At 72.3% G+C, this 21,298-nt stretch carries 20 protein-coding genes and 1 pseudogene; 6 read left to right on the top strand and 15 right to left on the bottom strand.

Annotation, left to right across the window (positions count from 1 at the left end):
- The 4 genes from AB0L75_RS42305 to AB0L75_RS42290 all read left to right on the top strand — a co-directional run.
- On the top strand, positions 1-279 hold a 279-nt coding region (locus AB0L75_RS42305; protein WP_365191617.1), incomplete at its 5' end, for a VOC family protein.
- A gap of 254 nt (positions 280-533) precedes the next feature.
- Positions 534-698, top strand: a complete 165-nt coding sequence (locus tag AB0L75_RS42300; protein WP_365191619.1) for a transposase family protein — start codon at positions 534-536, stop codon at positions 696-698.
- 90 nt (positions 699-788) lie between these two features.
- Positions 789-1,418 (top strand): class I SAM-dependent methyltransferase, encoded by a 630-nt coding sequence (locus AB0L75_RS42295; protein ID WP_365191616.1) that lies wholly within the window; start codon positions 789-791, stop codon positions 1,416-1,418.
- Positions 1,419-1,484: 66 nt separating this feature from the next.
- Positions 1,485-1,733 carry a helix-turn-helix domain-containing protein gene (locus AB0L75_RS42290; protein WP_365191615.1) on the top strand — a complete coding sequence of 83 codons (249 nt, stop codon included), beginning with the start codon at positions 1,485-1,487 and terminating at the stop codon, positions 1,731-1,733.
- A 143-nt stretch (positions 1,734-1,876) separates the two neighbouring features.
- Here AB0L75_RS42290 and AB0L75_RS42285 read toward each other — a convergent pair whose 3' ends face one another.
- Complete coding sequence (locus tag AB0L75_RS42285; protein WP_365191614.1) at positions 1,877-2,791, bottom strand: site-specific integrase; 915 nt, start codon at positions 2,789-2,791, stop codon at positions 1,877-1,879.
- 33 nt (positions 2,792-2,824) lie between these two features.
- On the opposite strand from AB0L75_RS42285, the pseudogene AB0L75_RS42280 reads away from it, so the two are divergent.
- A pseudogene (locus AB0L75_RS42280) lies at positions 2,825-2,932 on the top strand (pirin family protein); the annotation flags it as partial.
- Between the two features lie 162 nt (positions 2,933-3,094).
- Here AB0L75_RS42280 and AB0L75_RS42275 read toward each other — a convergent pair.
- From AB0L75_RS42275 to AB0L75_RS42230, 10 genes are all read right to left on the bottom strand, one after another.
- A complete protein-coding gene (locus AB0L75_RS42275) occupies positions 3,095-4,375 on the bottom strand; it encodes an MFS transporter (protein ID WP_365191613.1) in 1,281 nt (426 codons plus the stop codon).
- The gene (locus tag AB0L75_RS42270) at positions 4,372-5,502 is read right to left on the bottom strand and encodes a PLP-dependent cysteine synthase family protein (protein ID WP_365191612.1); all 1,131 of its coding nucleotides are present in this window, start codon (positions 5,500-5,502) and stop codon (positions 4,372-4,374) included. The genes AB0L75_RS42275 and AB0L75_RS42270 overlap by 4 nt, the downstream gene beginning before the upstream one ends.
- A 98-nt stretch (positions 5,503-5,600) precedes the next feature.
- Entirely contained in the window at positions 5,601-6,077 is a 477-nt protein-coding gene (locus tag AB0L75_RS42265) for a hypothetical protein (RefSeq protein ID WP_365191611.1), read from the bottom strand.
- A 354-nt stretch (positions 6,078-6,431) separates the two neighbouring features.
- Positions 6,432-6,728: an SHOCT domain-containing protein gene (locus AB0L75_RS42260; RefSeq protein WP_365191610.1), complete on the bottom strand. Its 297-nt coding sequence runs from the start codon at positions 6,726-6,728 to the stop codon at positions 6,432-6,434.
- Between the two features lie 185 nt (positions 6,729-6,913).
- On the bottom strand, positions 6,914-8,395 hold the full coding sequence (locus AB0L75_RS42255) for an NADH-quinone oxidoreductase subunit C (protein ID WP_365191609.1): 1,482 nt from the start codon (positions 8,393-8,395) through the stop codon (positions 6,914-6,916).
- A 4-nt stretch (positions 8,396-8,399) separates the two neighbouring features.
- The gene (locus AB0L75_RS42250) at positions 8,400-9,989 is read right to left on the bottom strand and encodes a proton-conducting transporter membrane subunit (RefSeq protein ID WP_365191608.1); all 1,590 of its coding nucleotides are present in this window, start codon (positions 9,987-9,989) and stop codon (positions 8,400-8,402) included.
- The gene (locus AB0L75_RS42245) at positions 9,989-10,666 is read right to left on the bottom strand and encodes a hypothetical protein (protein ID WP_365191607.1); all 678 of its coding nucleotides are present in this window, start codon (positions 10,664-10,666) and stop codon (positions 9,989-9,991) included. The genes AB0L75_RS42250 and AB0L75_RS42245 overlap by 1 nt, the downstream gene beginning before the upstream one ends.
- The gene (locus AB0L75_RS42240) at positions 10,666-11,619 is read right to left on the bottom strand and encodes an NADH-quinone oxidoreductase subunit H (RefSeq protein ID WP_365191606.1); all 954 of its coding nucleotides are present in this window, start codon (positions 11,617-11,619) and stop codon (positions 10,666-10,668) included. Before AB0L75_RS42240 ends, AB0L75_RS42245 begins: the two co-directional genes overlap by 1 nt.
- Positions 11,619-13,652, bottom strand: coding sequence for a proton-conducting transporter membrane subunit (locus AB0L75_RS42235; protein WP_365191605.1), 2,034 nt, complete (start codon positions 13,650-13,652; stop codon positions 11,619-11,621). The genes AB0L75_RS42240 and AB0L75_RS42235 overlap by 1 nt, the downstream gene beginning before the upstream one ends.
- A complete protein-coding gene (locus AB0L75_RS42230) occupies positions 13,649-14,131 on the bottom strand; it encodes an oxidoreductase (RefSeq protein ID WP_365191604.1) in 483 nt (160 codons plus the stop codon). Before AB0L75_RS42230 ends, AB0L75_RS42235 begins: the two co-directional genes overlap by 4 nt.
- 197 nt (positions 14,132-14,328) lie before the next feature.
- On the opposite strand from AB0L75_RS42230, the gene ppk2 reads away from it, so the two are divergent.
- Positions 14,329-15,132: a polyphosphate kinase 2 gene (gene ppk2, locus AB0L75_RS42225; RefSeq protein WP_365191603.1), complete on the top strand. Its 804-nt coding sequence runs from the start codon at positions 14,329-14,331 to the stop codon at positions 15,130-15,132.
- A 136-nt stretch (positions 15,133-15,268) separates the two neighbouring features.
- Here the strand turns inward: ppk2 and AB0L75_RS42220 are convergent, their stop codons facing one another.
- The 4 genes from AB0L75_RS42220 to AB0L75_RS42205 form a co-directional block, all read right to left on the bottom strand.
- Entirely contained in the window at positions 15,269-17,788 is a 2,520-nt protein-coding gene (locus AB0L75_RS42220) for an alpha-N-acetylglucosaminidase TIM-barrel domain-containing protein (RefSeq protein WP_365191602.1), read from the bottom strand.
- 882 nt (positions 17,789-18,670) lie between these two features.
- On the bottom strand, positions 18,671-19,093 hold the full coding sequence (locus tag AB0L75_RS42215; protein ID WP_365191618.1) for a lasso peptide biosynthesis B2 protein: 423 nt from the start codon (positions 19,091-19,093) through the stop codon (positions 18,671-18,673).
- Between the two features lie 5 nt (positions 19,094-19,098).
- Positions 19,099-19,356: a lasso peptide biosynthesis PqqD family chaperone gene (locus AB0L75_RS42210; RefSeq protein WP_365191601.1), complete on the bottom strand. Its 258-nt coding sequence runs from the start codon at positions 19,354-19,356 to the stop codon at positions 19,099-19,101.
- Positions 19,337-21,298 (bottom strand): asparagine synthase-related protein (locus AB0L75_RS42205; protein WP_365191600.1); only part of this gene is annotated, 1,962 nt, incomplete at its 5' end. The genes AB0L75_RS42210 and AB0L75_RS42205, both read right to left, overlap by 20 nt.

The following is a 21,298-nucleotide window of genomic DNA, read 5'->3' as shown; positions in this document are numbered from 1 at the left end:
TTTCGTCTCGGCGACTACCAGCACGAGCTGGGGCTGATCGACAGTCGCTACGCGCCCGCAGGGGCGGGGACCGGGCCGGGCGGTGCTGTCGTGTACTGGCATGTCGACGATGTGAGCGCGGCGCTCGGAAGGCTGCTGTCCCTGGGGGCGAAGGAGTACGAACCACTCACGGAGCGCGGAGCAGGGTTCGTCACCGCCTCCGTGACCGACCCCTTCGGGAACATCCTGGGCGTGATGTACAACCGGCACTACCTCGATGTGCTGGGCACACACGGATAGCAACAAGGGTGCGGCGAGGGGAACGGCCGGGCCGTTACATACGAGGGGCCGTACGGGTTGGGTGAGTTGTGAAGCTGACCTGGGCCCGTACGGCCCTGCCGTCCTGACGTGTCCAGGGTCTCTCGTGCACACTTCGGGGCGAGTTGCTCGAAGAACTCGCCCCGAAGCGGGCAGCGGCCCGTGAGTCGGCACTCTGCGAGCGGCGCGGCGGGGAGCGCGGGCGGGTAGCTGGTGCTGGGCCCAAACGGCGGCTGGTGCTCACCGATCGGCTCCTGATCACGCTGGTGCACCTGCGGTTGGGGCTGCCGCACGCAGCGCTGGGCGAGTTGTACGAAGTGGACCGCTCCCCGTGTCCGGAGCGATCCGGGAGGTCCGCCCACTGCTCGCGACCCGCGACTTCGCGGTGGCCCGTCCCGTGATCATGTGACGGGACAGTCAGCCTCTAGGAGCGGAGGTCGGCACGAGGCCGGAGAAGCTGCGAACGTGCGCGGATGCTAGCTTCGCCTCCCGTGATGGAGCACCAGGACGAGACCAGGGCGGCCTACGACGGGGTCGTCGAGCTATATGCGTCGATGTTCGCTAATAGGTTGGAGACACAGCCGTTCTCGCGGAACATGATCGGCACCTTCGCCGAGCTGGTGCGTGGGACAGGGAACCCGCGGGCAGCCGACGTCGGGTGCGGGCCTGGACATCTGACGGCCATGCTGCACGACCTGGGACTGGACGCCTTCGGGCTCGACCTCTCCCCGGGCATGGTCGATCACGCCCGGCGGGCCCATCCGGCGCTGCGGTTCGACGAGGCGCGGATGGAAGCCCTGCCGGTCGAGGATGGCGCGCTCGGCGGCGTGCTGGCCCACTACTCGATGATCCATACCCCGCCTGGGGAATTGCCCGCGCTACTCGCCGAGCAGGTGCGTGTCCTGGCACCAGGGGGCCTGCTCCTGGTCTCGTTCTTCGCGACCGACGGACCGGAGCCGGTCCGCTTCGACCACAAGGTGACGCCCGCCTATAGCTGGCCGGTGGACCGGTTCGCCGAGTTGCTGGCCGGGGTCGGGCTCGTCACGTTCGCCCGGCTGCTCCACGACCCGTCCTCCGAACGGGGCTTCCTCGACGCCCACTTGCTGGCACGCCTGCACTAGTGCCGGGTTCCTCTTTCGTTGGGTATATGTCCTGGTGGCGGGGTAGTTGAGGGTGCTCGGCTACGGGTGCCGGCGATCGCCGTGGAGCTGGACTGCAGCCAGAAAACGGTCCGCTGCCGGCTGCACCGCTTCAACCGCTCAGGCCTGCAGGGGCTGGAGGATCCAGGCGGGCAGGGCCGCAGGCGACGGATCACCGAGGAGGAACGATCTCGGATCATCTCCCTGGTCAAAGCCGTGCCACCAGGGCGGCTGAGGTGGGAGCCGGTTGGGCAACTGTGGGCCTTCGACGAGTCCGGACCTTCCGAGTGGACTTGATCCTCCGCCTCCTCGAACCACGGGCCACAGCGGAAACTCGGGCCTTCCTGACCCGCTCGACCAAGGATCGTGGATGCCCGCCCAATTCATGAACGCCAAGCAGACCTGTCCTGGCCGTCGCGCGGCCAGGACTCATTGCCGTGTCAGGCCGCGAGCGCCATGTCCAGCACCTGGGCCGCCTTGCCGATCGATCCCGGCAGGAGGTGCCGGTAGATCTTGAAGGTGACGTCGACGCTCTTGTGCCCCATCCACTCGGCAACGTCCGTGATCGGGATGCCGTTGCTCAGGCAGTTCGAGGCGTAGAAGTGACGGTTCCTGTAGAGGACCGTCCCCTGCGGGATGTCCACCTCGCCCGACGCCCTGATCCGGCGCCACTGGTTGTCCATCCGCCAGTGCGGATACGGCTTGGTACATTGCGGTACTCCCCCGCCCTGTGGTGCTTCGGCGGCCCACTCGCGGGTCGACATGATGACCTGCTCAGAGACCCGGTACACGCCGTCGGCCACGACGTTCTTGAGGTTCACCGCAGCCGCCTCGCCGTTCCGCAGCCCGCAGCCGCTCATCAGGTCGACGATCGGTGTGAAGGCGTCGTCGCCTGCGGTTCGTATCGCGGCCAGTCCTGCTCCCGCGCGCTCCATCGCGCGGATGAAGCCGTCGACCACCTTGTGGTCGGAGGAGTTCATCCGCCGACTGGCCAGCGCCGGGTAGAAGTGGTGTTCCAGGAGCGAGTCCAGGGGCCGTACCGATGAGACGGCCAGATGCCGTTGCCCGGCCTTCCACTCCTCGACGTACTCCTCGAACCGCATCGCCCCGTACTTCTGGATGCGCTCCGCCTTCGACTGGGACCGCGAAGCAGCCGTCTTCTTCTCGTTGTAGATCTCCAACAGGCGCTCGATGGCCCTGTCCTGCGTCGCGAAGCCGGACTCCTCGTTCTGCCTGCCCGCCGCATTGCGGTACTGGATCTTGTACCCGTGCGGGCACTTCGACCAACGGGACTCAGGGTGTTCGCAGTCCTTGAAGAAGGTGCCCATGCCGCGTGCGAGCGTGCGTGCCGCCATGTCGTGCTGACTCCTCGGCGTCCGATGCTGACCTGGATGAGCGGGTCTCGATTCGGGGAGGTGAAGGGGTAAGACGGCGCCCCGCTGCCCGCGCCCGAGCTGCCGCCGGTGCCACTGAAGCCGCGAGGCCGCGTGCGCTGACCCCGGTGCCGGCGCTGTCGCGCGCCCTCAAGCCGCGCTTCACCCGCGCGCCCGTCCGGCGGGCGCCCCGCCGCTGGGCATGATGTCCGGCCTGGGCTGGGCCCCGTTCCCCTGCCGTCCTCACCACGAGTCCGCCCGCCGGGTCGGCGGACGTGTGCGCGGTCATGAGGCCGTCGCCGCGGGTTCCGGCTCGGTGTATGCGGTCAGGCGGCCCGAGCGTGCCAGCAGCGCGACGCAGCCGGCGCAGAACGCGCCCGTCACCACCAGCACCCACCAGGTCAGCTCCGGATGCCCCGCGCGGTCGGCGGCATCCCAGACGGCCCCGGTGGCCAGGTTGCCCAGGGTGATGCCCAGGCCGGAGACGGTGTTGTACAGGCCGTAGTAGGTGGCGACGAGCCGGCCGCCGGCCAGCGAGACCACAGTGTCCATCTCGAACGGATAGACCACGGCGGTGCCCAGGCCGAGCAGAGCGACCGTGGCGATCAGCGGTGCCAGCGCTGCGGTCCAGCCCAGGGAGCCGGTGTCCCGGGTGGCCGGGCCGGCGTCGGTGAGCAAGGGCAGGAAGGCGGCGCCCATGATCGCGATGCCGTAGACGATGGCGCGCTGGGAGGACCAGCGTGCCCGGGCCCACGCGGTGATCTTCAGCTGGCCCGCCACGGCGACCACGGCCGAGACCGCGAACAGTGCCGTGGTCACCGCGTCGCCCCGGTCCGGGGCAACGCGGTGCGCCTGCAAGGGCAGTGCGAGGTACACCTGGAAGGACAGGACGTACGAGCCGATCATGGCGAGGGAGAAGAGAAGGAAGGGGCGGTTGGCGACGACCGTGCGCCAGTCGGCCAGCACGCCGCCCGGCTCGGGCCGCGAGGTGGTCCGGCGGGCGGGCAGCATCCGCAGCTGGATCACCGTCAGCGCGAGGAACAGCACTGCGGCCACCGAGCAGATGAGACGGAAGTCGGCAGCCAGCAGGGCGAGCCCGACCAGCGGGCCGACGAACATTCCGGCCTGGTAGAAGACGTTGAAGGCGGCGAACGCCGCCACCCGCCGCTCCCCCGCCTCCTCGGCGAGGTACGCGCGCACCGCCGGGTTGAACAGCGCGCCCGCGAAGCCGGTCGCCGCCGACGCGACGACCAGAGCCGGCAGCGAGCCGACGAAGCCGAGGAGGCCGAAGCCGACGGTCCGCAGGACGCACCCCGCCACGATCACCGGCTTGTAGCCGAGCCGGTCGGCGAGCGTGCCGCCGACGAGGAACATGCCCTGCTGGGTGAAGTTGCGCACCCCGAGTACCAGGCCGACCGCCCAGGCGGCCAGGCCCAGACCGTCCGTGAGATGGCCGGCGAGGTACGGCATGAGCATGTAGAAGGCGGTGTTGATGGTGAACTGCTGGACCATGAGCAGACGGGCGCATCCGCTGAACGAACGGAACTGCGCGGCAAGGGACTTCATCGAGCGGCCTCCTCGGGCGCCATGACGTTGGTGCAGCGGGTCCAACGGTCCACCGTGCACTGCGCGGGGTGGGCGATCTCGTCCGGCTCGGACGCCGGGAAGCGGCGCAGGAGGTCGTGCCGACGGCAGTAGTCGTCGCTGAAGACCGTGTTCCAGTACCGGTGCACGCCGTCGGGGAAGATCACGGCGATCCGGGTGCGCTCGGGCTCCGTGCGGGCCAGCCAGTTGGCCACGAGGGCGACCGCGCCCACGCTCCAGCCACCGCTGGTGTAGTGGCCACGGGCCAGTTGACGGCAGGTCCACACCGCTTCCCCCGGGGCCACCCAGTGGACCTCGTCGAAGGCCCCATGGTCGACATTGGCGGGGTGGATGCTGCTGCCCAGTCCGCGCATCAGACGGAGTCCGGCGGGCTGGCCGAAGACCGTGGAGTTGACCGAGTCGACACCGACGAGCTTCAGCCGCGGGTTGAAGGTGCGCAGGGTGCGGGCGACGCCCGCCGAGTGCCCGCCGGTGCCGACCGCTGCGACCAGGACGTCGATCCTGCCGAGCTGGACGACGAGTTCCAGGGCGAGCGGGGCGTACGCGGCGACGTTGTCGGGGTTGTTGTACTGGTCGGGGCACCAGGCCGACGGTGTACGGGCAAGCAGTTCGTGTACGCGCCGGCGGCGCGCCTCCTGCCAGCCGCCCACGGGATGCGGCTCGGTGACCATGTGCACGTGCGCCCCGAGCGCGCGCAGCTGATGCACCATCAGCGGCTCCATGCCGGGGTCGGTGACCAGGGTGACCGGGTGGCGGTAGGTGATCCCGGCCAGCGCGAGACCGAGGCCCAGGGTGCCGCTGGTGGACTCGATGACCGGGGCGCCCGGAGCGAGGTCGCCCCGTTCGCGGGCCGCAGTGACCATGTGGAGCGCCGGGCGGTCCTTGATGCCACCGGGATTGGCGCTCTCCAGCTTCGCCCAGAAGCCCCGCCCCGGCGGGTTGAAGGGCTCCCCGATCCACAGGACGGGGGTGTTGCCGACCAGGCCGGCTGGTGAGCGTCGGGGTGCTCCGGCTGGTTCGGGGAGTTCGTGCGCCGCCAGGAAGGAGGTGATGTCGTGCGGCGCGACGCCGCGCAGGACAGTACTCATGTGGGGGTCCTCTCGCGGCCCGGTTCACGTCGGGGCCGCGTGTCTGCCGTACGGGTGGATGCGCTGGCAGGCCCGGCGGTGCACGCCGGGCGGCGCATTCAGGTACGGCTGACGCAGACCAGGCGCAGCAGGTGCGCGCCGTCGGGAGCCGGTACGGCCGCCCGGTCCCCTCCCCCGGGCGGAGAACCGGGCATGACGGGGCCCAGCGTGCGGTGGCGCAGGGAAAGAAGCGCGATCAGCGTGAACGCCAGGAGCAGGGTCCCGGCGGTCGCCCGCGTTCCTGCGGGCCAGTCGGCCGGATCGCAGCACGCCGTGTCGTGCCCGGTGTGCCCGTCGGATCCATCGGGTCCATGGGTCAGGGCACAGTCGGCTGCCTCGCCCACGGGCCGCAGAGTGCTCGCAGCTCCAGCCTCTTGGTACATCGCCGAGGCGACCGCTGTCATGCCGTGCTCATGCTCCCCGGCTCCGTGCGCGGCGCACGCGACCGCATGGGCGAGGAGCATCAGCACCAGACCCACGAGGAGGGCGAGGGCCGGCTTGCGCACCCCCGCGCAGCCGGCAGACCGCTGCGGCATGTGACAGATCGTAAGCGGTACGTCACGATATGGGGGGCTACATCCACGCACGAGTGAAAAACTCCGCCCATCAACCCCCGCAAGGGGGTGAAGGATCTGGTGGTGAGTACGGCGCGCCTACGCACTCGCGCTCACCCGGACGCCGAAACCCCGCGGCCTACCGGGGAACTCCTGGTGGCGGCCATCCGCTCCGCTCAGCTGAGGCTTCGTACGGCCGCCGTGGAGGGCCGCTTCCGGGGCGGCGTCTGCCTGAACATCGGCTGCTCATGCGCAAGAACAGGATCACCCAGTTGGAGGGCTCCATGGCCTCGCCGGCCACATGATCAACCTCTGAGAGCCGGACTCCAGGGCTGGTCAAGCCGTGGGAGGACCGGGTGCGCCTGGCGGCGATCCCCGCAGCGTGGCCAGGCGGCGGTGGTATTCCTCCTCGTCGATCTCGCCGCGCGCATACCGTTCGGCCAGGATCTGTTCGGGACCGCTGACCGGAGGCGTCCTCTGCCAGGTGTGGTGCTCCGTGCCCGGCGGGGTGGGGCGGGCCAGAGCCCGGAAGAGCAGGATGCCGACGGCGATGATCAGCACCCAGAACAGCACGGTGCTGAGCGACATCGCGAACCAGCCCCAGCCGTTCATGCCATGGCCGTACCAGAACATCGTCTCCGCCTCCCTTCCCGGGTGATCCCGGTTGCGAGGCCCGCGGGCAGATCTCTCGATCTCCATCGTCGCGCGGCGCAGGGCACCGGCGAAAGGGCCGGACGGCCCTGTTCCGGGGGTCGGCCTTCGGGATGCGGCTGCTCAGCCGTCCCAGGTCCGGTCGGCGACCTCGGGCAGCCGGGCCGTCACAGGTCGTTACCGGCGTACGAGAGGTTGAAGCTCTTGTTGGTCAGCGGGAAGTCGGGGACGATCGTGTCCGCCAACGCGACCGGCAGAGCGGGCCAGTTGAAGAAGGACGGGTCGACCGGCTTGACCCGGGTCAGGGTCCCGTCGGCGGCGAGTTCGACGCGGGTGGCGATGGTGCCGCGCCAGCCCTCGACCAGGCCCACGCCGGTGCCGGGGCCGGTTCCGGGGTGCGGCTGGGGCGCGACCGTCGCCCGGGCGGCAGCCAGCGCGTCGGCGAACCGCTCGACCAGCGCGAAAGAGGTCTCGATCTCCTCGGCACGCACCAGGAAACGGGCGAGGACGTCGCCGGTGGCGTGGACGGGGACGTCCAGCTGTGCGCCGTAGTCGGTGAAGGGGTGGGCGATGCGGGCGTCGTCCGTGAGTCCGCTGGCCCGGGCGACGTAGCCGAGGCAGCCGATCTCCCGGGCGGCGGCCTCCTTGAGGATGGCGGTGCCGGTGAAACGGTCGCGGACGGTGGCGTGGCCGAGGGCGAGGTCGGTGATCTCGCGGATGTCGTCGCGGATCGCCTTCAGGCGTCGTACGTCGGGCAGGGCGCGGAGTACGGCGCCTCCGGGGATGACGCCGCCGCGCAGCAACCGGTGGCCGGTGATCTCCCGGTTGAGACGCAGGAGTTGCTCGCGGATGCGCTGGGCGTGGGCGTTGAGGATGCCGTGGCCGACGTCGTTGCAGAGCATCCCGAGGTCGGCGACGTGATTGTGGATCCGCTCCAGCTCCAGCAGAAGGGCGCGGGCGCGCCGGGCCGCGGCGGGTACCTCGGTGCCGACGGCCTCCTCGACGGCCAGGCAGTACGCCAGCGCGTGCCCGACGGCCGTGTCGCCGCTGATGCGTTCGGCCAGCGGAAGTCCGGCGGTGGCCGAGCGGCCCTGGAAGAGTCTCTCGATCCCCTTGTGGACGAACCAGAGGCGGGCCTTGAGCCGCAGGATGGTCTCTCCGACGACGGAGAAGCGGAAGTGGCCCGGTTCGATGAGACCGGCGTGGACGGGCCCGACGGGGATCTCGTAGACACCGTCGCCCTCTGCCTCCAGGAAGGGGTACGGGCCCTCCTGTTCACCGAAGGCGGGAGGAGGGCCGGCATCGGGACGCATGGGGTACCAGCCGCGCGGCCAGTGGAAGTGGCGTACGAGGCGGCGGGGCAGCGGGTGGTCGAGGGGGACGATGCCGAAGAGGTCGCGCATCTCGCGTTCGAACCTGCCCGCAGGGAAGGAGAGGCCGGCGAGCGTCGGCACCTCGGGGCGGCCCGGGTCGAGACGGACGTGCAGCTCGGTGCGGGTGTCGGGCGGGCCGGCCACGAAGAGGTACACCACGCGCGGCCCGGCCTCGTCGAGGTGCGCCGCGACCAGCGCCAGCCGGTGCCCGCCGGTCAGCAACTCCTGCACCCTCAGCGGTAGTTCCGTGACAGCGATCTCGTACGCCGTACGCATCGTCTCAGTGACCTCCGATCGCCTGGGCGGCGGAATGCAGCAGGCCGGTGAGCGGGCCGAGCGAGACGCCCAGGGCGGCGCACGCGGCCAGACCCAGGCCGAGCGGCCAGATGGCGCTGACCTCGGGGCCCGCGGGCGGTGCCGGAGCGGGGCCGAGCAGCATCCGGGCGGTCCGCACGGCGAGCGCGGCGAAGGCGACCAGCACGAGGAGCAGCGCGGCCGCCGTCACCTGGGCGAGGCCGGTCCCGGCGGCGAACCCGGCGCGGGCGATGCCCAGTTCGGAAGCGAAGAGGCTGAACGGGGGGAACGCCATCAGCGCCACCACCGCGAAGCCGAACATCCCGGCGGGTGCCGGCGCCCGGGCGAGCAGCCCGCGCACCCGGCCGATCTTCGCACTGCCGGTCAGCTGGAGGATGCGGCCACAGGCGCAGAAGGCTACGGACTTGGCCAGCCCGTGTCCGGCGATGTGCAGCAGCGCGGCGGACAGGGAGAGGGGACTGCCGATGGCCGTGGCCAGGGCGATCAGGCTCATGTGCTCCATGCTGGAGTAGGCCAGCATGCGCTTGTAGTCGCGCTGGGCGAGCAGCAGCGCGGCGGCGAGGGCGAGGGTGAGCAGGGCGATCCCGGCGAGCAGGACGCGGGTGAAGTCGGCGCCGAGGGCGGCGTCCGCGATGACCCGGTAGCGCAGGATCGCGGCGAACGCGACGGACAGCAGCACCCCGGACATCAGTGCGGAGACCGGCGCGGGTGCCTGGCTGTGGGCGTCGGGCAGCCAGGCGTGCAGCGGGATCAGGCCGGCCTTGGCGCCGAAGCCGAGCACGACCAGCGTGATGCCGAGCCGGGTGACCGCGGGGTCGAGGCGGTCGGCGCGGGCGACGAGCGTGGGCCAGTCCAGCGCCCAGGCCTCGGCGATGCCGGCCTGCCGGGCCGCGTAGTAGATCAGCACGGTGCCGAGGAACGCCAGCGCGATGCCGGCCGAGCAGATCACCACGTACTTCCAGGCGGCCTCGACGGACGTACGGGTGGGCCGGTGGCCGACGAGGAAGGCGGTGACGATGGTGGTGGCCTCGACGGCGACCCACAGCACGCCGAGGTTGGCGCTGACGACGGCCAGGCACATCGCGGCGAGGAAGGCGTGCACCAGGACGTGGTAGCGGCGCGCGGCGCGGGCCGAGGTCCGCTCTGCGGTCCGTTCGCCCGCCAGGTATGCGGAGGTCGAGCCGCAGGCGACGAGCGCGACAGCTCCGACGACGAGCAGCATCCATGCGGTCAGGGCGTCGCCGCGCAGGAGCCCGGAGTAGGCGGACAGCGGTCCCTCGTCGTGGACCCCGACCGCCAGCAGACTCCCGCACAGCAGGATCGCCACGGGCGAGACGAGTCCCGCCCGGGCCGCCGGATACCGCTGCGGGGGCTTTTCGGGTACGGGTTCCCCGGCCACCAGGACGGGCGCCCGCGCGGGCACCGGATGCGGCACGTCCGCGCGGGCCGGGACCGGCCGGGGTGTTCGCGTACCGGTCAGCGCATACCCGGCGGCGACCAGCAGCGGTACGGCGGTGGGTGCGGTGAGGAGCGCAACGGTCGGCATCGCGTTCATCAGTCGTGCAGCTCCCGCAGGTCGTCGATGTCGGTCGTGCCGAATGCCGCGCGCATCCGGGTGGTGAGGATCTGCAGCACCAGTACCGCGAGCAGCACATCGAAGGAGACGCCGAGTTCGACGATGAGCGGTACGCCGGAGGTGGCCAGGAACGCGGTGGCGGTGATGCCGTTGTCCAGCAGTAGGAAGCCCACCACCTGGGCCAGCGCCCGCCTGCGGGTCACCAGCACGAAGAAGCCGATCAGGACGACCGCCAGGCCCACCGGCAGAGCCCGGGTGGCGGGTGTCGGGTCCAGCCCGGTCAGCGGCCGGGCCACCGCGTAGGCGAGCAGGGTGAGCAGGGCGGCGGTCAGCAGTGAGGCGGCCACGTTGACCAGCGGCTGGGTCTCACGGACCTCCTCGCTCCCCCGGTCGGCGGCCAGCGCGGCGAGCGCCCGCCGCATCAGATACGGCAGTGCGCCCGCCCTCAGCACCCCCACACCGACGCCCACCGCGATCAGGTCCCACCGCTGCTCGTGCGCCCCGAGCAGCACGGCGATCGTGGCCAGGGCGACGCCCTGGAGGGCGAACACCCGGACGACGGCCGCGAGTTCACGCCACCACAGCACGAGCACGGCCGCCAGCAGGAACGCCCCGCAGGCCAGGTCGAGGAGCTGGGTGTACAGGCCGGCGCTCATCAGGCTCCGTTCAGGAAGTACGAGGCGGTCACCGCGAGCAGCGCCAGCAGGAAGGAACCCGCGAGCAGCTCGGGTACCCGGAACAGCCGCACCTTCGCCCAGAACACCTCGGCCACCGCGAGCACCGCACCCAGCAGGCAGACCTTCGCCGCGAACAGCACCAGCGCCACCACGAGTGACGTCCAGGAGTCGCCGGTGGCGATGCCCCAGGGCGCGAACAGCGAGGACAGCAGGCCGAGCAGCAGGGTGAGCCGCATCTGGGCGCCGAGTTCGACCAGTGCCAGGTCGGGTCCCGCGTACTCCAGGACCATCGCCTCGTGGATCATGGTCAGTTCGAGGTGGGTGGAGGGGTTGTCGACCGGGATGCGGCCGGTCTCCGCGAGCACCGCCACCGCGAGCGCGGCGATGGCCAGCAGCCCGGCCGGGGAGGCGAGGCGCGCCGGTTCGTGGGCGGCGCCGGAGACGATGGCCGGGATGTTGGTCGTCCCGGCCGGTATCGACAAGGCGAACACCGACAGCAGGATGGTCGGTTCCACCAGCGCGGCGACCGTCATCTCCCGGGAGGCGCCCATCCCGCCGAACGCCGTACCGGTGTCGAGCCCCGCCAGGGCGAGCGCGAGTGTGCCGAGCGCGATCAGCGCGACCACCACGATGAGGTCCGCGTGTCCGCTCACCGGGGTGTCGGTGGACAGCAGCGGCACCAGCGCGGCGGCCACCCCGGTGGTGGCGACCAGCAGTGCGGGGGCCGCGCGGAAAGCGGGCCCGGTTCCGACCGGCGTGACCGGTTCCTTGCGCAGCAGTTTGCGCGTGTCCCGCCAGGGCTGGAGCACCCCGGCCCCGGCGCGGCCCTCCAGACGGGCCCGCACCTGCCGCATCCATCCGGTCAGCAGCGGCGCCCCGGCCGCGACGACCACGACCTGGCCCACGACGGCCACGTACCCGATCCCGTTCATCACCAGCCCACCGCCAGCACCATCAACAACACGACCAGCCCGGCGAAGCCGTAGCCGAGATAGCGGTGCACACTGCCGCCCGCGAGGCGCCGGGCCGTCTGCCCGGTTCCCGCCAGCGCCCGCAGCACCGGCTCGTACAGCCGGTGCTCGATCCGGTCGGGCACCCGGTGCTGGAACCGCACCCGTTCCACCAGGTACGCCGACTCCCGCACCGGCGTGACGTCCACGTCCTGCTCGGGCGCGAGGACGTCGTCGAAGACCCGCTGCAGCGGCTCGGCGAACGAGGTCGCGGTGTACGCCATGCGCGGGGTCGGCGCTCCGCCTCCGCAGTCCCACAGCCGGGCGTTCACACGGCGCCGGCGGCGGGCGCGGAGCCGGGGCAGCCCCAGCGCGAGCATGATCGCGACGGTGAGGGCCGCCACCACCCACAGGGGGGACAGCTGCGCGGAGACCACGGCGAGCCGCACCTTCAGCCCGCCGCCCGTGAGCGCCGCGCCGCCGGGCAGCCCGACCGCGCCGACGGCCCGGTCGAGGCCGTCGCCGAGCAGGCCCGGCACCACCGCCAGCGCCACGATCCCTGCGGCGAGCACGGCCATCCCCGCGAGCATCAGCGGCGGTGCCTCCCGGGCCGACGCGGCCCGCTCATCGCGCGGCCGGGCGAAGAAGCCCACCCCGAGTGCCTTCACGAACACGGCGGCGGCGATGCCGGCCGACAGCGCGACCAACGCCACCGACAGGGGCAGCACGACGGCGACCGCGACGCCGGACACCTGAAGACCGTGGATGAGTGACTGCAGCAGCAGCCACTCGCTGATGAAGCCGTTGCCCGGCGGCAGCGCCACCGCGCCGAGCGCGGCCAGCGCGAACAGCCCGGCGGTGGCAGGCATCCGGGACCGCAGCCCGCCCAGCCGGTCCAGATCGCGCAGGCCGGTGGCGCGCAGTACCGAGCCGGCCGCGCAGAACAGCAGGGCCTTGAACGCGGAGTGGTTGACCACATGCAGCAATGCCGCCGCGAGCGCCAGCGCGGCCAGCGGGCGGTCGCCGTAGGCGTCGAACAGCCCGGACGCCCCGACCCCGATGAGCACCAGGCCCATGTTCTCGCTGGTCGAGTACGCCAGCAGCCGCTTCAGGTCGGAGGCCATGGCCGCCTGCAGGATGCCGTACACGGCGCTGGCCCCGCCGGCCGCCAGCAGCCCCAGCCACCACCATGCCGGACCGCCGCCGAGCAGATCGAGGCCGGTGCGGACCAGGCCGTAGACGCCGAGGTTGACCATGGCGGCACTCATCAGCGCCGAGACGGGGCTCGGCGCTTCGGGGTGCGCCCTCGGCAACCAGGCGTGCAGCGGCACCGCGCCCGCCTTCGACGCGAAGGCCAGTGCCACGAGGACGAAGACGAGCCCGCGCACGGTCGGCGAGCTGCCGTGTGCGCCCGCCCGCAGCTCGGCGAAGGTCTCCCCGCCCGCCTGCGCGGCGAACAGCGCGAGCCCGGCCAGCAGCAGGACCAGGCCGAGGTGGGTCATCACGGCGTACCAGACACCGGCCTGCCGTACCGAGGCGCGTTCGCGATGCTCGGCCAGTACCAGCAGCAGCGAGCCGAGCGCCATCAGCTCCCACAGCACCAGGAACGTGGAGACCGACGCCGCCACCGGTACGAGGACCAGCGTGAGCGCGAACAAGGGCAGCGCCGCCTGCGCCGTGCGCGAGCCGAGCCCGTGCGGGCCGTGTCCGGACGCGTACCCGATGCCGTACACCCCGACCGCGGCCACGACGGCTCCCGCCACCGCCATGAACAGCCCCGCCAGCGCGTCCACCGCCATATGCGCCCCGGCCAGGGGCAGCAGCCCGGAGTACCCGGCCGCCCACCGGCTGCCGCCGAGCGCGGCCGCACCCGCCGCGCCACCGCTCACCCCCACACCCGCCGTCAGCGCTCCGACGACCGGAACGCGCGAGGGGTACGGCAGCACGAGTCCGGCCAGCGTGCCGGCGCCGCCCAGTGCCGTGGCCGTCGCCAGGGCGGCCGGAACCAGGCTCACCGTCCGGTCACTCCCCTGAGCGCCGCCACGATCGCCTCCGGCTCCGGCGGGCACCCGGGCACGGCCAGATCCACCGGTACGACGTCACGGACGGCGCCCTCGACGCCGTACCCGCCGGCGAACTCCCCGCAGTCGATCGCACAGTCCCCCACGGCGATCACCAACCGCGGTTCGGGCATCGCGGCCACCGTGCGGCGCAGGGGCTCGGCCATGTTCCGTGTCACCGGGCCCGTCACCAGTGCGACGTCCGCGTGCCGTGGCGAGGCCACCAGCCTGGCGCCGTACCGCTCGGCGTCGTGGACCGGGTTGAAGGCGGCGGCGATCTCGATCTCGCAGCCGTTGCAGGAGCCCGCGTCCACACAGCGCACCTGCACCGAGCCGGCCAGCTGCCGCGCCTTCTCGCTCGGTTCGCCCTGCGGGCGGGGCGGAGCCGGCTCGGCCACCCGCCCGGTCTCGCGGATCTTGCGCAACAGGCCCATGAACCTCTCCCTGAGACGGTGAGAACGCGTCTGCGGCTGACCAACCGACTGCCCCGTAAGTGGAGTTACTGGCCTTTTCTTATGATTTACTCTAATTTGCCAAGTGTTGCCGACACGTATGGTCATGGCGGTGAACTCCTTGGCGGTCCGGTTACGGTCGTGGGTGACTCAGGGCGTCGTCAGGTGGTGGAGGCGGCATGGCCGGCAAGAAGGCGGCGAAGGTGCCGCGCGAGGTCTACGAGAGCGAACTACTGCGTCTGCAGACCGAGTTGGTGAAGCTGCAGGAGTGGGTGCGGGCGCAGGAGGCCCGGCTGGTCGTGATCTTCGAGGGGCGGGACGCGGCGGGCAAGGGCGGCACGATCAAGCGGGTCGCCGAGCATCTCAACCCGCGCGTCGCGCGGATCGCGGCTCTGCCCAAGCCGACCGAGCGCGAGCGCACCCAGTGGTACTTCCAGCGGTACGTCGAGCATCTGCCGGCCGCCGGGGAGATCGTGCTGTTCGACCGGTCCTGGTACAACCGGGCCGGCGTCGAGCATGTGATGGGCTTCTGCACGAAGGAGGAGCACCAGCTCTTCCTGCGGCAGTGCCCGATCTTCGAGCGGATGCTGGTGGAGGACGGGATCCTGCTGCGCAAGTACTGGTTCTCGGTGAGCGACACCGAGCAGCAGGAGCGGTTCCGGCGGCGCCTGGAGGATCCGGTGCGGCGCTGGAAGCTGTCGCCGATGGACCTGGAGTCGATCACCCGCTGGGAGGCCTACTCCCGGGCCAAGGACGAGATGCTGGTCCACACCGACATCACCGAGGCGCCCTGGTACATCGTGGAGAGCGACGACAAGCGGCGGGCGCGGCTCAACATGATCGCCCATCTGCTGGACTCCGTGCCGTACCACGAGGTGCCGCCCCCGGTCCTGGAGCTTCCGAAGCGGCCGCCGTCGACCGGCTACGAACGCCCGCCGCGCGATCTGCAGACCTATGTCCCCGACCACACGGCGGGCCTCTGAGCAGCCGGTCACCTCGCGCGGCGGCCTGCGAGGGTGTTGGTCGGCTGCCCAACTGCGCGAGGACACCGGCGAGTTCGCGGACGCGTGAGTGGTGGGGTCGACATCCTGCGCGAGCGACGCGAGCCGACGGCGGTCCTCAGCCGTGCCGTACCGGAGCGACCGTCCTGGCGCCGCCCCGCTGGGTCGCCATCGCGACCAGTCGGCCGACCGGGGTGTCCGGGGCTCCGGTGAGACGGATCTCGAAGCGGGCGGTGAAGGTCGCGCCGGGGGCCAGCTCTGCCGCCTCCACCGGGCCGAGGGGGCGCGCCGCGAGGCCGGCGGGGACCTTCAGGGAGAGGGTCACCTCGTGTGCCGGCGCGAATCCGTTGCGGTGGGTGAGGGCGAGCGTCACGACAGCCGGCCGGTTGCGTGTCACCGCGCCCCGGTCGGCCTTGGCCGCCAGCGTGGACTGGTACGGGGAGCCCGCGAGGACGTCCCGCACCCGCAGGGCCAGGGCGTACGGCGACCCGTCGGGCTCGGCCGGATGTGTCTCGTGGGCGTGTGCCCAGGCGTCCTCGAGGGCGAACCAGTCGATCGCGTCCGGGTCCTCTCCGCGGGAAACGGTGTCGAAGAACGTCTGCCAACGCGTGCGGTACAGGCCTCCCACCAGGCCTGCCCACTCGCGGTTGGCGTAGTCGTGCAGGCCCTCGTCGCTGCTCTCCCGGCCGCCCCAGGTGGTGAGGATCGACCGGGCATCGTACTCCAGGCGGTCCTGCTCGGCGCGGTCCGCGCCCCAGGCCCGCGCCTCGGCCAGCCAGCGGCCCAGCAGGTGCGGGCGGGACGTCGACAGCAGCTCGTCCAGCAGGTTCATCCAGGACAGCCAGGCGCGGGTCAGCGTGTCGAACAGGTCCTTGTCGTCCGTGTCGTGGGCTGCCTTGATCTGCGGGAGCAGCAGGCGGCTGCGGTTGGACAGGACCTGGCGGGCGACGTCCACGACGTCGTACCGGTACGCGGGACTGTGCCTCAACTCCTCCCTGACATCCAGGAGTTCACTCAGCGTCGGGTCGAAGGCCGTGGTGTCGTAGCGGTCGTTCTCCGGGCTCCAGGAGGCGGCCTTGGTCGCGGTCAGGCTCGGGCGGGCGCCGAACAGGCCGTCCGGGGCCTCGCTCCAGGAGTCCGCGCGGCTGGTGCCGTAGGCCGTGGCGCGCAGGGTGTGCCAGGCGGCGGCCGCGTGCCGGTCCACGCCGCCGTAGCGGGAGACGGCGTAGGCGGCGAACCAGTCGTCCAGGTCGATCGTGCCGGGCGTCCATGCCAGGTCGGTGAGCAGGGCGAGGGCGGGCGCGTTGTTGTCGGAGGCTTCCGGCATCGCCGCGATCCCGGCCAGTGAACTGCCGTCCTTGTCACGCCACTTGGGGTACCACTCCACCCAGTCGGGGGCGTTGGCGCCGATCGAGGTGTGGCCTCCGAAGTTCCAGATGCTGCCGTAGGCATAGGGGGTGCCGGCCCAGTCACTCTCCCGGTCGGTGACCGTCGGGAAGCGGTCACAGAGCCCGTCGACGATCAGCATGCGGGTCCTGTCGACGGCGTCCAGCAGGGCCCGGGGCGGGTTGGTCTGCCAGCCGAGGATGGCCCAGACGGCGCCGGGGTGTGCTTTCCGCAGGGCCGCCTCGACCGCGCCGGCGGCTTCGCCCACCGGTACGTCGCCGGGGTCACCGCCCTCGTGCAGCAGGTCCATCTTGTACATGGTGCTGTCGCCGAAGCGGTCCGACTGGGCGCGGTAGAAGGCGGCCGCCACCTCTCCGAAGGCGGTGGTACGCGGGTCGAGCCAGTCGGGCCGCTTGAAGCCGCACCAGGTCCCTTGTGCCACCACCGTCGCGTCCCCTCCGTACCGGGCGGGGAAGTCGTCGGGGACCGTGCCGAAATAGCCGGGCAGGACCGGCGTCATGCCCAGTTCCCGCACCCGGTCCACGATCCGCCGCGCCAGCTCCGCCCGCCGCTCGATGAGCCGGTGCGAGACCGGGCCGCCGAAGCCCGACATGTTCTGCAGCAGCCACCACGGCTGGTGGGCCGGGGCCGGGATCCACGACCGCAGCTCCGCGTCCGTGTAGGAGAAGCGCCGGAACGTGTCGTGGTACACGGCGTCCGCGCCCGCGTAGACGAGGACGCGGTTGACGCCGTGCGCGGCGAGGACGTCCAGCTCGCGCTGCCATGTGTCCCAGTCGCGGTAGGGGCCGGTGTAGCCCTCGTCGGTGTCGTTGAGGACGAACCGGTGGGGCACGTTCGTCGCCCCGGTGATCTCGTCGGCGGGGGCGGGCAGCCGGCCGGGCAGGGTGAGCTGGTCGCCGGTCCAGGAGAGCGAGGCCTGCACGGTGCGCCGCAGGTAGGTGTGGACTCCGGTCAGGAGGACGGCGGGGCTGGTGCCCTCGACGGTGATCTGCCCGGTGCGGCCGGCGACCCGGAAGCGGTCCGTGCCGTCCGCGGCGAGCAACCGCAGCGTGAACTGGTCGTGGTGGTCGGGCAGCAGCCGCCGCAGTGCGGCCGCGGCGGGCGCCGGATCGTCGGCCGCGTACGCCTGCCCCGGTCGGGCCTGCAGGGCTGATCCGCCGAGGGCCAGAGCACCCGCGGCGAGGACGCCTCTGCGGGTGACCCCGGCAGGACCGTGACGGTCGCCGTCCATGAACGGCCCACCGGCAGGGGGCACTTGGCCGTCGTCGGGGACGTGCGCGGGGCCGGGCGATCTGCGGCTGACGGACACGCTTGGGCCTTTCGGTCGTGGGGGCGGTCGCTGAGCGGGTCAGGGCGATGCGGGCGGGCCGGCGGGGAGTCGGCCGTTCCGTCGGCACGGGCGAGGGCGGCGCCGTCGAACGCGTCGGCGAGGACCGGTTCGAGGGGGCGGGCGGCGCAGCGGCCTCTCGGCGGCGGTGAGGGGCGGGTGTTTCCGGCGGGAGGCCCCCGCGTCGGCGAGGGAGTGCGCCGGCGGTGGCCCTGACACGGAGGACACCGCTGCCGCGTACGGCGCCCGGCTCGCCCTCCCGGCCGGACGGGTCGTGTCCGCCAGCCCGGATCGCGAACAGGGCGGAGGTCGTAGGCGAGGCCCAGCCGGTCGGGGACCGCGCCGTTGACGTTCCAGTCGAGTGCGTAGCGGTCGGCGGACGGTGTGAGGCGGGCTTGAACGGTGGCGCCTTCGGCGGTCGTGTCCGCGGTGAGGGTCAGGGTGCCGCTGCTCCAGGTCCAGCCGGTGACCTGAGTGGCGTACTTCCAGCTGCCGTCGAGGCGGGAGTACAGGGCGGTGTCGCCGGCCGCGGTGGCCGGTACGGAGGTGCCGGGGCGTCTGGTGGACAGTTCCGGTTGGGCGGTCGTCACATCGAGAACGTAACCGGGGGCGTTGCCGCTCGGTGGGACGGTGAGCGCGAGTCCGCCGGGGGTGGGGGTCACCTTCGGCTGGACGGCCGCCGCCGGGTTCCCTTCCGCCTGCCTGGACCCCGGAGGACTGGGCGAGAGCCAGGCAGGTGACGGCGAGGGTCAGTCCGGGTCTGCGGAGTGGTACGAGCATGCGGGTCTACGACGCCGTGCCGAGCCGCTGCCCCTGCTCTACCTTGATCATCGCGTGGTAGGCGGCGGTGTCGTCCGGCTCGCCCACCGGCCTGCCCTCGGCCTCCACCCAGGCATGCGCCGCGAACGGCGCGGTGCGCACCCCGCTGCACCAGGTGGGCCAGCGTCCCCGCATCCGGCACAACAGGGCGGTGGCCAGCGAGCGTTGGAGGCAGTAGCGGCCCGCGCACAGGGTGCTGACGGCCGTCACCTCCCGCCGCGCCCGCAACGCCTGCTCATACCGGGCGGGCCGGGCCCCGCGCCGCACCACACCCAGGACGGCACGGATCCGGCGCGGCGGCTGGCGGGCAAGGAGCCGGGCGGCGATCACGGCCGTGCGGGCGGCAAGCCGGCAGCCGAGGGCCGGCCGCAGGCCACCGGTGTCCAGGATCTGGCTCACGCGCCGGACACCAGCCTCTCCCGCACCAGCTGCCCGACCAGCGCCGTCACATCCGCGGCCGCCCGCTCCGGAGTGACCGGGCGGGTGGCCGCGAGCCGTTCGGCGACCTGCTCGGGCGTGGCACCCTCCAGCAGGGCCCGCACCACGAGCGCGCCCGTCGCGTTCAACTGCCAGTAGCGCCCGGAGCGTTCATCGAGCAGGACCATGCCCTCGCCCGTGGCACAGGCGCTCACATCAGCGCGCAGTCGGTGCACCGTTCGTCTCCCTTGCCTCGTCGAGGGCTTCCTGGTGTTCCACATCGCGCAGCCACGCCTCCACACTCAGCGTGGCCTCCAGTTCGCCGGCCCCGCCGGTCAGCAGGGCGGGCGCGAGCAGGGCCCGCCCAAGCGCCTCCTCGTCCGCCACACCCGCGGCCACCAGGCGTGAGTCCTCGGCCCAGGCGGCAAGGCTGCGCCGGTTGCGCCGCACGCCCTCCTGCCACTCCTGCCCGCAGTGGTCCTTGGTCGTCCGCCGCAGAATGGGCGCGGGCACCAGGCCGTCCATGGCGGCGGCGAGCAGCGGCTTGTACGACCAGGGGCTTGCGGCCTCGTGCGGGCGGGCGGCGAGCGCGGCCTCGATCACGGCGTCGTCGCAGAACGGTGAGTGCAGGGGCAGGCCCATGAGAGCGGCGTGGTGGCTGAGGTGCCCGTCGATCAGGCCCGCCCGCTGCGCGGCGGCGAGCCAGGCATGCCGACCCCGCTCCCGGTCGAGCGGCTCGACGCCGTCGCGGGCCGCGGCACACAACTGCGCACGGCACAGTTCCACGGCCTGCTCGCTCGCCCATGGCGGAAGCCCGGGGCTCAGGCCCCAGCCGAAGTCCTGCCAAGCCGCCGGCATGCGCAGCCGCCCGGCGGTGTCGGTGAGCCAGGAGGCGTACGAGCGGCCGTCCAGCAACGCTTTCACGGTCGCCCCGAGCGGCCGGCGATGTCGCGCGCGCAGCCCGGTCACATGCCGCATGCCGGATACCGGGGAGCGGCGCAGCAGCCCGTGCACATACGACGGCGGCGGCTGGACGATGTGGTCTCCGCCGTGTCCCGACAGCCTCAGCCCGGCCCCCCGCGCACGCATCTCCTGGGCCAGGTACCGCTGTTGCAGCCGGTCTCGCTGCACCGGAACGGGCCCGTCACCGGGGTCCAGGCGCTCGTCCAGTCCGGTGAAGTGGGCAGGCAGATCGGCGGACGGGAACACCACGTGCTCGATGTGGGGCAGGTGTCGGGCGGCGTGGGTGGCGTACCTGCGGTCCTCGTTGCCGGGTGCGCTCCAGTCCAGGGTCACGGCGACCAGCCGGGCGCCCGCCTCGGCGGCCAGGAAGCACAGCGAGGTGGAGTCCATGCCACCGGAAAGGTCCGCGCCCACCACCTCCCCCGGCCCGACCCGTAAAGCGACCGCGCGCTCAAGCGCCTCCCGCAGCCCGGCCGCCGCCTCCCGCAACGGCAGTTCGGCCTCCGGCGGCTGCCACCACCGAAGGGTGCGCGCACCGCCCTCCGGCTCCAACTCCACGGCCTCGTAGGGGAGTACGGCACTCACCCCACGCCACAGCGCACCGCCGGCGAGCGGATGCGGGACGCTGTAACCGGCGAGCCGCAGCGCGAGCTGCGCGGTGTCCACCTCGGCACCGGTGAGCCGGGCGAGGGTGGCGGCGCGATCGGCGCACAGCACGCCGCCGTCGACCTCGGCCCGGTACACCCGCCCCTTCCCGGAGAAGCTCCCACGGACGTACGACCGGCCCGCCACGGACGCCAGGACGTGGAAACTGCCGTGGGCACCCGACAGCGCCGCCTCGATGTCCGCGGTGGCGCGAATCCTCCGGGCACGTAGGGCCAGTTCGGCAGCGCTCAGGGAACAGGTCCCGGCGACGGCCAGCCGCACTTCGCCCACACTGCAGACGGTCACCTCGTCGTCTGACCAGCAGCCGACCAGCCACGGCCGGCCGGAGGGATGCGGCACGACCCGGAACGCGGCAGGGCGGGAGCGGCTCCGCAGACGATCGAGGAGGCCCGGGAGCAGGTCCCGGTCGGGAAGGACTACGAACCAGCAGGCCGACCTGGCGTCCATCGACTTCTCCAAGGTGGGGGTGAGTGATGGCGTGGCCGGGGGCCGGTGCGGATCTTCACCGACCACGCGGCCTGGCTGAAGAAGCCGGTCGGCAACGGTCCC

The organism is Streptomyces sp. NPDC052101 (assembly GCF_040680235.1).
GTDB lineage: Bacteria > Actinomycetota > Actinomycetes > Streptomycetales > Streptomycetaceae > Streptomyces.
This window is presented reverse-complemented; position numbering and strand designations above follow the sequence as displayed.

Excerpts from the sequence above, each read along its gene's own strand:
- AB0L75_RS42245 (WP_365191607.1), bottom strand. The coding sequence starts at position 10,666 with ATGAGCGCCGGCCTGTACACCCAGCTCCTCGACCTGGCCTGCGGGGCG.
- AB0L75_RS42250 (WP_365191608.1), bottom strand. The coding sequence starts at position 9,989 with ATGAACGCGATGCCGACCGTTGCGCTCCTCACCGCACCCACCGCCGTA.
- ppk2 (WP_365191603.1), top strand. The coding sequence starts at position 14,329 with ATGGCCGGCAAGAAGGCGGCGAAGGTGCCGCGCGAGGTCTACGAGAGC.
- AB0L75_RS42265 (WP_365191611.1), bottom strand. The coding sequence starts at position 6,077 with ATGCCGCAGCGGTCTGCCGGCTGCGCGGGGGTGCGCAAGCCGGCCCTC.
- AB0L75_RS42220 (WP_365191602.1), bottom strand. The coding sequence starts at position 17,788 with ATGGACGGCGACCGTCACGGTCCTGCCGGGGTCACCCGCAGAGGCGTC.
- AB0L75_RS42260 (WP_365191610.1), bottom strand. The coding sequence starts at position 6,728 with ATGTTCTGGTACGGCCATGGCATGAACGGCTGGGGCTGGTTCGCGATG.
- AB0L75_RS42255 (WP_365191609.1), bottom strand. The coding sequence starts at position 8,395 with ATGCGTACGGCGTACGAGATCGCTGTCACGGAACTACCGCTGAGGGTG.
- AB0L75_RS42270 (WP_365191612.1), bottom strand. The coding sequence starts at position 5,502 with ATGAGTACTGTCCTGCGCGGCGTCGCGCCGCACGACATCACCTCCTTC.
- AB0L75_RS42275 (WP_365191613.1), bottom strand. The coding sequence starts at position 4,375 with ATGAAGTCCCTTGCCGCGCAGTTCCGTTCGTTCAGCGGATGCGCCCGT.
- AB0L75_RS42240 (WP_365191606.1), bottom strand. The coding sequence starts at position 11,619 with ATGAACGGGATCGGGTACGTGGCCGTCGTGGGCCAGGTCGTGGTCGTC.
- AB0L75_RS42230 (WP_365191604.1), bottom strand. The coding sequence starts at position 14,131 with ATGGGCCTGTTGCGCAAGATCCGCGAGACCGGGCGGGTGGCCGAGCCG.
- AB0L75_RS42285 (WP_365191614.1), bottom strand. The coding sequence starts at position 2,791 with ATGGCGGCACGCACGCTCGCACGCGGCATGGGCACCTTCTTCAAGGAC.